General features: G+C 68.3%; 9 protein-coding genes. All 9 read left to right on the forward strand.

Translation table 11 applies throughout. The annotated features are described in order from the left end of the window. The coding region (locus P3W85_RS37930) for an SGNH/GDSL hydrolase family protein (RefSeq protein ID WP_276268573.1) at positions 1-639 on the forward strand (639 nt) is incomplete at its 5' end. 125 nt (positions 640-764) lie between these two features. After that, positions 765-1,172, forward strand: coding sequence for a VOC family protein (locus P3W85_RS37935; protein WP_276268574.1), 408 nt, complete (start codon positions 765-767; stop codon positions 1,170-1,172). A 272-nt stretch (positions 1,173-1,444) separates the two neighbouring features. Beyond that, positions 1,445-2,632 carry an acyl-CoA dehydrogenase family protein gene (locus P3W85_RS37940; protein WP_276268575.1) on the forward strand — a complete coding sequence of 396 codons (1,188 nt, stop codon included), beginning with the start codon at positions 1,445-1,447 and terminating at the stop codon, positions 2,630-2,632. A 58-nt stretch (positions 2,633-2,690) separates the two neighbouring features. Continuing rightward, positions 2,691-3,035, forward strand: coding sequence for a DUF3088 domain-containing protein (locus P3W85_RS37945; RefSeq protein WP_276268576.1), 345 nt, complete (start codon positions 2,691-2,693; stop codon positions 3,033-3,035). A 23-nt stretch (positions 3,036-3,058) separates the two neighbouring features. Further along, positions 3,059-4,306, forward strand: coding sequence for an acyl-CoA dehydrogenase family protein (locus tag P3W85_RS37950; RefSeq protein ID WP_276268577.1), 1,248 nt, complete (start codon positions 3,059-3,061; stop codon positions 4,304-4,306). Next, on the forward strand, positions 4,303-5,661 hold the full coding sequence (locus tag P3W85_RS37955; protein ID WP_276268578.1) for an LLM class flavin-dependent oxidoreductase: 1,359 nt from the start codon (positions 4,303-4,305) through the stop codon (positions 5,659-5,661). The genes P3W85_RS37950 and P3W85_RS37955 overlap by 4 nt, the downstream gene beginning before the upstream one ends. Positions 5,662-5,721: 60 nt before the next feature. Then, positions 5,722-7,113 (forward strand): LLM class flavin-dependent oxidoreductase, encoded by a 1,392-nt coding sequence (locus P3W85_RS37960; protein ID WP_276268579.1) that lies wholly within the window; start codon positions 5,722-5,724, stop codon positions 7,111-7,113. After that, a complete protein-coding gene (locus tag P3W85_RS37965; protein WP_276268580.1) occupies positions 7,110-8,594 on the forward strand; it encodes a SidA/IucD/PvdA family monooxygenase in 1,485 nt (494 codons plus the stop codon). The genes P3W85_RS37960 and P3W85_RS37965 overlap by 4 nt, the downstream gene beginning before the upstream one ends. Before the next feature lie 198 nt (positions 8,595-8,792). After that, a complete protein-coding gene (fdnG, locus tag P3W85_RS37970; protein ID WP_276268581.1) occupies positions 8,793-11,861 on the forward strand; it encodes a formate dehydrogenase-N subunit alpha in 3,069 nt (1,022 codons plus the stop codon). Positions 11,862-11,864 lie beyond the last annotated feature (3 nt).

Below are 11,864 nucleotides of genomic sequence, written 5' to 3' on the forward strand. Positions count from 1 at the left end.
TACGCCGACTCGCTGTCCTGGGGCATCGTCCCGGGAACGCGGCAGCGCCTGCCTTGGCCGATTCGCTGGCCTGGCCGGCTGGAGCTGGCCCTCAACGCGGACACGGGACAGCGCCCGGTGCGCATACTGGAAGACTGCCTCAACGGCCGGCGCACGGTCTGGGACGACCCGTTCAAACCCGGCCGCAACGGCATCCAGGGGCTGGCGCAGCGCATGGAAATGCACGCGCCGCTGGCGCTGGTGATCCTGATGCTGGGCAGCAACGATTTCCAGTCCATGCACCCGCACAATGCCTGGCACGCCGCGCAGGGCATCGGCGCCCTGCTGGACACCATCCGCGCCGCGCCCATCGAACCCGGCATGCCGTCGCCGCCGGTGCTGGTGCTGGTGCCACCGCCGATCACCACGCCGCGCGGGCCGCTGGCGCCGAAGTTCGCGGGCGGCGAGCACAAATGCGCGGGGCTGGCGCAGGCCTTCGGGGAAGTCTGCCATGCGCGTGGCTGCGCGCTGTTCGATACCGGCACGGTGATCCGCAGCAGCGAGGTGGACGGCGTGCACCTGGACGCCGATGCCCATATCGCGCTCGGCGATGCGCTGGTGCCGGTGGTGGGTTCGATGCTGGCCGCGATGCGCGGCTGATCCGGTCTCTGCCTCCTGGCGTGCGGGCGCCGGCTGCGACACTCCTGACAGCATTTGTCAGGAGCCCCGGCGCACAATCCCGCCCTCACCGGGGCGGTCACCGTCCCCCCAAACAGGAGGCTGCCATGCAATTGCTGATCAATATCGATGTCGACGACCTTGCTCGCGGTATCGGCTTCTACCAGCACGGCCTAGGGCTGCGGCTTGCGCGACGGCTGTTCGACGGCTCCGTGGCGGAGATGCTCGGCGGCAACGCACCGATCTATCTGCTGGCCAAGGCGCCCGGCAGTTCGCCCAGCAAGCGCGCCGACGGACGGCGCGACTATCGCCGGCACTGGACGCCGGTGCATCTTGATTTTGTGGTGGAAGACCTGGAAAGCGCGATCGAGCGGGCGCTGGATGCCGGTGCCGAGCTGGAGGACTGGCCGCAGGATTTCGAGTGGGGCCGGCAAGCCATGCTGTCGGACCCGTTCGGACACGGACTTTGCTTTATCGAGTGGAAGGGCGAGGGGTATACGGGCGCGGCGCTTTGACGGAAAAGCGCATCACCGGATAAACGGCAATGCGTTCCCATCTCCCACAGGCGGGGAAGAAGCGCCCATAAAAAATGGATATGCAAGCGCGCTTTGCTTCGTTGGTAGCGCGGCCGGCTTGTCTTATCGTGTCCCCAGTGCTGCAACGAGAACACAACGCGGCGCCTGCCAGGGACATTGCCGGCCTACGGGCCGCACCCGCCCCTCAGGCGCGCCAGGCCCAACCAGCATGGACCGGCGAACCGTCGCCGGGCCACTTCGCCAGAGATCGCATGCCTTCCTTCGGCCCGGATCCGACCGATCCCTTCGTCGCCCGCGCAGTGGTGCTGCGCGAGGCCTTCCATACCGATGCCGTCGCCCGCGACAAGGCCGGCGGCCGTCCCCTCAAACAGATTCGCCTGCTGAAGGAAAGCGGCCTGCTGTCGGCGGGGATTCCCGCCGCCTACGGCGGCGGTGGCGCTTCATGGCTCTCGCTGCTGCGCGTGGTGCGGGAATTCGCACGTACCGACGGCTCGCTGGCGCACCTGTTTGGCTACCACCATCTGCCGATACATAGCGTGCTGGCACGTGGCACGGCGGAACAGAAGGAACGCCTGCTTTCCACCGCAGCCGAACGGCAGTGGCTGTGGAGCAATTCGGGCAACGTGTTGTCGAAGACCTCCAGCGCGCGGCGCTCGCCGGGCAACGACGGCTGGGTGCTCGCGGGATTCCGGCCCTTCTCCAGCGGCACCCATGTGGCCGACACGATCCAGGTCGCCTGGGAAAACGAACTCGGCCAGCGGCTGACCGGCGTGATCCCGGCCGAGCGGGCAGGCATCGTGATCGAGGACGACTGGGACGGCATCGGCCAGCGCCAGACCGGCAGCGGCACAGTGACGTTCAACGGCGTGCTGGTACGCGACGATGAACTCCTGGGCCGGCCCGACGATCCGCTGACGCCCTTTGCCTCGCTGGTCACGCTGCTGCAGCAGAGCGTGCTGCTCAATGTGTTCGTCGGCACCGCGCAGGGCGCGCTCGACGAAGGCCGCGCCTATACCGCCACGCTGTCGCGCCCGTGGATCCATGCCGGCGTGGCGCGCCATGTCGACGATCCATGGGTCCAGCGCAAGTACGGCGAACTCGCCATCCGCACGCTGGCGGCCGCCGAACTGGCCGACCAGGCGGCGCGCAGCCTGGACGCGATCTACCGCCATGGCCCGGCGCTGACGCCGGAGCAGCGCGGGCGCGCAGCGATCGACATCGCCACGGCAAACCTGTACGCGGGCGAGACCGGCCTGGCCGTGTCGAGCGAAATCTTCGAGGTGATGGGCGCGCGCTCGGCCACCACCGCCAACGGCTTCGACCGCTTCTGGCGCAATGTGCGCACGCACACCCTGCACAACCCGGCGGAGTACAAGAAACGCACGGTGGGCACGTGGCTGCTCACAGGCGAGTTCCCCTCGCCTGCCGTCTACCGCTAACGCTAGCACCAGCGCTACCGATCCAACTCCATCACCGTCACCATCACCGTCAATCCCCATGAGCCGCGACCGACTGTTCCTGCTGCAACCCGGATTCATCGACCCCAAGCATCCCGAAGACCGTTTTGTCTGCCCGCATGGCCTGCCCATAGAAGGCTTGCTGGCTTCGGCGCCCGAACTGGCCGCACGCCTGGACATTACGCGTGTGCCCTTCGAGCGCCCTCGCCGGGACGTGATCGCGGTACTCGGTGAAGCGCACCAGGACCTGCCCGCGCTGGTCCTGGGCGACCATGCGCCGGCGCCCGCCGACGCGCAGGCAGTGGGCGAGGTGCGCTTTGTCACCGACAGCCGCCGCATCCTGGAACTGCTGGCCGGGCGCCACGGTTTTGCCAAGGTACATTGAGGCTCTCCAATCCACGCCACGCCATGACCGCCAACGTCGCTTATCTCCAGGCACAGGCCGATACCGCGCCCGCGCTGTTCGAGCCTGACACCAGCAACCCCTTCATCGCCCGCGCCGTGGCGCTGCGCGAGCGCTTCGGCGAGGATGCCGTCGCGCGCGACCAGGCCGGCGGCAGGCCGGTGGAACAGATCCGCCTGCTCAAGGAAAACGGCCTGCTCACGCTACTGCTGCCGCGCGAGCATGGCGGGCAGGGCGAGACCTGGTCGACCGTGCTGCGCATCGTGCGCCTGTTCGCGCAGGTGGACGGCTCGCTTGGCCACCTGTTCGGCTATCACTACAGCAGCCTGCTGAGCCCGCGCCTGCGCAAGGCGCCGGAGCAGACGGCAAGCCTGTGGCGGCGCTCCGCCGAGGGAAACTGGTTCTGGGGCAATACGTCGAACAGTTTCTCCAAAAGCCTGTTTGGCCGGCGCGATGGCGAGTGGTTCGTGCTGGACGGCTTCCGGCCCTTCACATCCGGCTCGCACGTCGCCGACTTCCTGGCGATTGCCTGGGAGGACGCGGACAACGGCGAGCGGCGCTTTGCCGCGATTCCCGCCAACCGCGAAGGCATCGCGATCGAGGACGACTGGGACGGCATCGGCCAGCGCCAGACCGGCAGCGGCCGCGTCAGCTATCGCGGCGTGCGCGTGCACCAGGGCGAAGTGCTGGGCCAGCCGGTGCCGCTCAACCCCGCCGGCGCGCCAGCCGAGCCCTACCGCTCGGTCACGCCGCTGCAGCAGCAGAGCGTGCTGCTCAATGTGTTTATCGGCACGGCGCAGGGCGCCCTGCGCGCGGGCCGCGAATACACCGTGCACCAGTCGCGCCCGTGGGTCCACTCTGGCGTGGAGCGGCACACGGACGACCCGTGGGTGCGCCGCCAGTATGGCGAGCTGTGGGTCCGCACCCAGGCCGCAACGGCGCTGGCGGACCGGGCGCTGGCCGCGCTGGACAAGGTCGCGGCGCGCGGGGAAGCGCTGAGCGCCGAGGAACGCGGCGAGGCGGCGGTAGCGATCGCGGCCGCCAATGTGCTGGCCGGCGAAGCCGCGCTGCAGGTCTCCAGCGAAATCTTCGAGCTCACGGGCGCACGCTCCGCCGTGCGCAAGCTCGGGCTGGACCGCTTCTGGCGCAATGCCCGCATCCACACGCTGCACAACCCCGCCGAGTACAAGACCCGCACTGTCGGCCGCTGGGTGCTCGGCGAAGGCCATCCGGAGCCGGGGACATTCCAATGAGCACATCCAGCAGTGCATCCAGGCCGCCGCGCCAGCTTCACCTCAATGTCAACATCCTGCATTCGGGCTTCGTACCGTCGGCCTGGCGGCTGGCACAGAGCGACCCCTCCGCCTTTGCCGATGTGCGCCACTACATCCGCGTGGCGCAGATCGCCGAGGCGGGCAAGCTCGATGCGGTGTTCCTGGCGGACAATGCCGCCATCGTCGACCAGATCCACTTCCGTCCGATCACCGCGCTGGAGCCGACCGTGCTGCTGGCCAGCATCGCGGCGGCGACCACGCATATCGGCCTGATCGGCACCGCCTCCACCAGCTACAACGAGCCCTATAACATCGCACGGCGGTTTGCCACGCTGGACCATGTGAGCGCCGGGCGCGCTGGCTGGAACGTGGTGACCACCGCCGACCTGCCATCGGCGCACAACTTCGGGCGCGAAACCGTGCCGGATCACGCGCAGCGCTATGCGCGCGCGTCCGAGTTCACCGCCGTCGTCAAGGCGCTGTGGGACAGCTGGGAGGACGATGCTTTTCTCGGCGACAAGGCCGGGGGGCGCTTTGTCGATCCTGCCAAGGTGCAGCCGATCTCGCACCATGGCGAGCACTTCCATGTGCAAGGGCCGCTCAACCTGCCGCGCTCGCCGCAAGGCCACCCGGTGGTGGTGCAGGCCGGCGGCTCCGCCGATGGGCGCGAACTTGCCGCGCGCCACGCGGAGGCCGTGTTCTCGGCTTCGCAGTCGTTCGAGGAATCGCTGGCCTACGGGCGCGAGCTGAAATCCCGCGCGCAGGCCCTGGGGCGCGGCCCCGACGCCGTGCAGGTGCTGGCCGGCCTGACCACCATCATCGGCGCCACCGAAGCGCAGGCGCGCAAGCGCCGCGACGAACTGGTCGACCTGATCCCGTGGGACTACAGCCTGACGCGGCTCGCCGGCATCCTCGGCATCACGCCCGAGCGCCTGGCGCTGGACCAGCGGCTGCCGGAAAACCTCGCCCTGCCCGCCAATGGCAATGGCAACCACACCTTCTTCAACGCCACGCTCGCGCTGGCGCGGCGCCACGGCTACACCGTGCGCGCACTCATCCGCGAACTGGCGGGCGGCGGCGGGCACCGCGTGATCGTCGGCACGCCCGAGCAGATCGCCGACGATATCGAGCACTGGTTCCGCCACGGCGCCGCCGACGGCTTCAACCTGATGCCGGACGCGCTGCCCGACGGGTTGCAGGATTTCGTCGACGGCGTGGTGCCGATCCTGCAGCGGCGCGGCATTTTCCGCACCGGGTACGAAGGCCGCACCTTGCGCGAGCACCTTGGACTGGCACGGCCGCAAGGCCGGCAGGGCCCGCGCAAAGCCGCCTGACATCCCGGTGGCGCCACAAGCAACCGTCAACAGGCACGCAACATAGCGAGACACGCAACCATGGCACAACGCAATGGCTTCCTCAGCCTGGGAGCCTTCCTCTACCCCAGCGGCCACCACATCGCCGCCTGGCGCCATCCCGACGCCAAGGCCGACGCGGGCATCGACTTCAAGCACTACGTAGCACTGGCGCAGGCCGCCGAGGCGGCGAAATTCGACCTGATCTTCCTGGCCGACGGCGTGGGCACGCGCGGCGACGATGTCGAATTCCTGAGCCGCACCGCGCACAGCTACCAGGCGCAGTTCGAACCGATCACCCTGCTGTCTGCGCTGGCCGCGGTGACCGATCGCATCGGCCTGGTCGGCACCGCGTCCACCAGCTTCAACGAGCCCTACCACGTGGCGCGCAAGTTCGCCTCGCTCGACCATATCTCGGGCGGCCGCGCCGGCTGGAACCTGGTCACCTCGTCCAACGAGCATGAAGCGCGCAACTTCAACCGCGACCACCATTTCGCGCATGCCCAGCGCTACGAACGCGCCGCCGAATTCGCCGACGTGGTCACCGGCCTGTGGAACAGCTGGGAGGACGATGCCTTCCTGCGCGACAAGGCCAGCGGACGCTATTACGATCCCGCCCGGCGCCACGTGCTGCGCCACAAGGGCAAGCACTTCTCGGTGCAGGGGCCGCTCAACGTTTCGCGCACGCCGCAGGGCCATCCCGTGGTGGTACAGGCCGGCTCGTCCGAAGCCGGCAAGGAGCTCGCCGCGCGCACCGGCGAAGCCGTGTTCACCGCCCAGCAGACCGTGGAAGACGCGGTGGCGTTCTACGCCGACGTCAAGGGCCGCCTTGCCAGGTACGGACGCGATGCCGATGACCTGAAGATCCTGCCCGGCGTGTTTCCCGTGGTGGCGCAAAGCGAGGGCGAAGCCAGGGAGAAGTTCGAGCAGTTGCAAGCGCTGATCGACCCGGTGGTCGGCCTTGCGCTGGTGTCGGGACTGAGCGGCGGCTTCGACCTGTCCGGCTACCCGCTCGATGGCCCGATTCCCGAGCTGCCCGAAACCAACGCCAGCAAGAGCCGCCAGCGCCTGGTGATCGACCTGGCGCGGCGCGAGAACCTGACCATCCGCCAGCTTTACCAGCGCGTCGCCGGGGCGCGCGGCCACTGGCAACTGGTCGGCACGCCCGTGCAGATTGCGGACCAGCTCGAAGAACGCTTCCGGAAATATGGCGCGGATGGCTACAACGTCATGTCGCCGTTGCTGCCGGGCGGGCTGACCGATTTCATCGAGCTGGTGCTGCCGGAATTGCGGCGCCGGGGCCTGTTCCGCACCGAGTACTCGGGCAGCACGCTGCGCGAGCACCTTGGCCTCAAGCGCCCCGCGCATCCGGCCCGGAGCGCGGACACCGCTGCCGCCAAACCCGTCGCACCAACCATTGCCGCCACCGCATGACCACTACGTCCACCCTTGCCCACGCCACTCCCGCGTCCGATCCCGATTTCCTCGCGCGTGAAACCCTGCGCCTGCTCGGCCCCGCGCCCGACAACTGGGTGCCCGACCACCCCGGCATCGATCACAACGTCGCCATTGTCGGCGGCGGCCAGAGCGGCAGTGCCTATGCCTTCGCGCTGCGCCGCGCGGGCATAGGCCGCGTCACCGTGCTGGATGCCGCGCCCGACGGCTCGCAAGCCGGCGTGTGGCGCACCCGCGCCCGCATGCAGAAGCTGCGCACGCCCAAGAACCTGATCGGGCCTGAACTCGGCCTGCCGGCACTGGGCTTCCAGGCCTGGTACGAAGCGCGGCACGGCGCCGCGGCCTACGCCGCGATCGACCGCATTCCCCGCCTCGCCTGGGCCGATTACCTGGACTGGTACCGCGGCTTCCTCGGCGTCCAGGTGCGCTACGGCACGCGGGTCCTGCGCATAGAGCCCGTCACCGGCGGCGTGGTGCCGCACTTCCGCCTGCATGTGGAAGCCAACGGGGAGGCGCGCGTCGAAACCGCGCGCAAGATCATCCTGGCCAATGGCGTGGCGGGCAACGGGGCCCCGCTCGTGCCAGCCGTCCTGTCGCAGGCCGTGGCCGCCGGGCTGGCAGCCCATACCGCCGATGCCATCGACTTCGACGCACTGCGCGGCAAGACGGTCGCAGTGCTGGGCGCCGCCGCCTCGGCCTTCGACGCCGCCGCCGTGGCGCTGGAGTCCGGCGCCGCGGCCGTGCACCTGTTCGCGCGCCGCGGCCATATCGCCGCCACGCCGGTCTCGCGGGTGCGCGCCTATCCCGGGCTCTACGACAACTACCATGCCCTGCCCGACGCCACGCGCTGGGAGCAGGCCATCCGCTACCGCCGCGCCGGCTCCACGCCGCCGGCGGATTCGGTTGAGCGGGTGCTCAGGTTCCCGCAGTTCCATCTGCACCTGGGCACGGCGCTGTGCGCCGCCGAAGTGGAGGCTGGCCGCATCGTCACCGAGGTACAGGGCGAGACGCTGTGCTTCGACTTTGCGATTGCAGGCACCGGCTACCTGGTCGATCCGTCGGCACGGCCCGAGCTGGCAGACATAGCGCCGCACATCCTGCGCTGGCGCGAGCGCTACCAGCCGCCGGCGGATGCGCGCGACGACGAGCTGGCGGCCTCGCCCTATCTCGGCGCCGGCCTCGAATACCTGGAGAAGACGCCCGGCGCCGCGCCGTGGCTGCGCGACATCCACGTGCACAACCCGGCCGGCTTCGCCAGCGTCGGCGTGCCGCTGGGCGACGTGCCGAGCATGCGCCGCGATATTCCCGGCACGGTAGCGCGCATCAGCCGCGACCTGCTGCTGGCCGACCTGCCGCTGCACCAGCAGCGCATCCGCGGTGACGTACCGGCCGATTTCGGCCCCGAGTTCTATGCGGGCGCGCTGTGGACGCCCGCCCGGGCAAGGCGCGCCGCCGCCTGAGCCGGGCGCGGGATGGCATGCCGGCCGCCATCCCGCATTGCACCATGCGGCGCGGCGCCACGCCCGCCCGGCGGGCGGCGCTGTCACCGGCGCCTGGCGCCGCTCCCCTTCCTGACGGGTATGCAGTTTGCTTCCCCGGGTGTCCTATACTGGACAGCAGTTCCCCCGAAATTGTCGCCATGCCGAGGAGGTATCCCCATGGTCACGATGAACCGCCGTCAGTTTCTCAAGATTACCGGAGTGTCCCTCGCGGGCTCCAGTCTTGCGCTGATGGGATTCTCCCCCGGCCCGGCGCTGGCCGAGGTGCGCGCCTACAAGCTGGCCCGCGCCACCGAAACCCGCAATACCTGCCCGTACTGCTCGGTGGCCTGCGGCATCCTGATGTACAGCCTGGGCGACGGCGCGAAGAACGCCAAGGCCAGCATCATCCACATCGAGGGCGATGCCGACCATCCGGTCAACCGCGGCACGCTCTGCCCGAAGGGCGCGGCCCTGATCGACTTCATCCACAGCCCCAGCCGGCTGAAGTACCCCGAGTATCGCGCCCCCGGATCGGACCGGTGGCAGCGCCTGTCGTGGGATGACGCGCTCGACCGCATCGCGAAACGCATGAAGGAAGACCGCGACGCCAACTTCGTCGAGAAGACCGCCGACGGCAAGACCGTCAATCGATGGCTGACCACCGGCATGCTGGCGGCCTCCGCCAGCAGCAACGAGGTTGGCTACCTGACCCACAAGACGATCCGCAGCATGGGGATGCTGGCGTTCGACAACCAGGCGCGTGTCTGACACGGTCCGACGGTGGCAGGTCTTGCCCCGACGTTTGGCCGCGGTGCGATGACGAATCACTGGGTCGACATCAAGAACGCGGATGTCATCCTGATCATGGGCGGCAATGCGGCCGAGGCGCACCCGTGCGGATTCAAGTGGGTCACGGAGGCCAAGGCGCACAACAAGGCCCGCCTGATCGTGGTCGATCCGCGCTTTACGCGCTCGGCATCGGTGGCGGACCTGTATGTGCCGATCCGCACCGGCAGCGACATCGTATTCCTGGGCGGGGTGATCCACTACCTGCTGAGCCAGGACAAGATCCAGCACGAGTACGTGAAGAACTACACCGACTTCACCTTTATCGTGCGCGAGGACTTCACCTTCGACCAGGGCATCTTCTCCGGCTACGACGCCGCCGCGCGCAAGTACGACAAGTCCACCTGGGACTACGAAAAAGGGGACGACGGCTTCGTCAAGACCGATCCCACGCTGACCCATCCGCGCTGCGTCTACAACCTGCTCAAGCAGCATTACGCGCGCTATACGCCCGAGATGGTGGAACGGGTGTGCGGCTCGCCCAGGGACAAGTTCCAGGCCGTGTGCGAGATGCTGGCCTCGACCGCCACGCCGACGCGCGCCATGACCATCATGTACGCGCTTGGCTGGACACAGCACTCGATCGGCTCGCAGATCATCCGCACCGGGGCCATGGTGCAATTGCTGCTGGGCAACATCGGCATCGCGGGCGGCGGCATGAATGCGCTGCGCGGACATTCCAACATCCAGGGCCTGACCGATCTGGGGCTGCTGTCGAACCTGCTGCCCGGCTACCTGACCCTGCCGAACGAGGCCGAACAGGATTACGGCAAATATATCGCCGATCGCGCGCCCAAGCCGCTGCGGCCCAACCAGCTCAGCTACTGGCAGAACTACGGCAAATTCCATGTCAGCCTGATGAAGGCATGGTGGGGCAACGCCGCCACCGCCGACAACCAGTGGGCATACGACTACCTGCCCAAGCTCGACAAACCGTACGACCTGCTGCAGGTGATCGAGCTGATGAGCCAGGGCAAGATGAATGGCTATATCGCCCAGGGTTTCAACCCGCTGGTGGCCGCGCCGAACAAGGCCAAGCTCAGCGCCGGCCTGGCCAGGCTCAAGTTCCTGGTGATCATGGACCCGCTGGCGACCGAAACTTCCGAGTTCTGGCGCCATGTCGACGAGATCAACAACGTCGATCCGGCCAAGATCCAGACCGAGGTGTTCCGCCTGCCGACCACCTGCTTCGCCGAGGAAGATGGCGCGCTGATCAACTCCGGGCGCTGGCTCCAATGGCACTGGAAAGGCGCCGAGCCGCCGGGCGAGGCGCGCAGCGACCTGGAGATCATGTCGGGCCTGTTCCTGCGCCTGCGCAAGCTGTACCAGAACGGCGGCGGCAAGTATCCCGATCCCATCGTCAACCTGTCGTGGCCCTACGCCAATCCGGCCAGCCCGACGCCCGAGGAACTGGCCAAGGAATATTCCGGCCGCGCGCTGACCGAGCTGAAGGACCCCAAGGACGCCACCAAGGTGACGCGGCGCGCCGGCGAACAGCTTTCCGGCTTCGCCGAACTGCGCGACGACGGCAGCACCGCCAGCGGCTGCTGGCTGTTCTGCGGCGCCTGGACCACGGCGGGCAACCAGATGGCGCGGCGCGACAACGCGGACCCGACCGGCATCGGCCAGACCCTGAACTGGGCCTGGGCGTGGCCGGCCAATCGCCGCGTGATGTACAACCGCGCCTCGTGCGATGTGAGCGGCAAGCCGTTCAACCCGGCGCGCAAGCTGATCGCCTGGAACGGCACCAGCTGGAGCGGCGCCGACGTACCGGATTTCAAGGCCGACGAGGATCCGGCCAACGGCATGGGACCCTTCATCATGAACCCGGAAGGCGTGGCACGCTTCTTTGCCCGCGGCGGCATGGCCGAGGGCCCCTTCCCCGAGCACTATGAACCCTTCGAAACACCGCTCGGCTATAACCCGCTCAATGCCAAGCAGCCGCAGGCCACCAACAACCCGGCCGCGCGCATCTTCAAGGACGACCAGGCCGCGCTGGGCAAGGTCGAGCAGTTCCCGCACATCGCCACGTCCTACCGGCTGACCGAGCATTTCCACGGCTGGACCAAGCACGCCCGCATCAACGCCATCCTGCAGCCGGAACAGTTCGTCGAAATCGGCGAGGCGCTGGCCAAGGAGATCGGCGTGGTCGCGGGGGACCGCGTGAAGGTGTCCTCCAACCGGGGCTTCATCAAGGCGGTGGCGGTGGTCACCAAGCGCATCAAACCGCTCCAGGTGGACGGCAAGACGCTGCACACGGTCGGCATCCCGATTCACTGGGGATTCACCGGACTGGCCAAGCCGGGGTACGTGACCAACACCCTGACCCCGGTGGTGGGCGACGGCAACTCGCAGACCCCCGAATTCAAGTCGTTCCTGGTGAAGGTCGAAAAGGCATAGGTG

Source organism: Cupriavidus basilensis, assembly GCF_029335485.1.
GTDB lineage: Bacteria > Pseudomonadota > Gammaproteobacteria > Burkholderiales > Burkholderiaceae > Cupriavidus > Cupriavidus basilensis_E.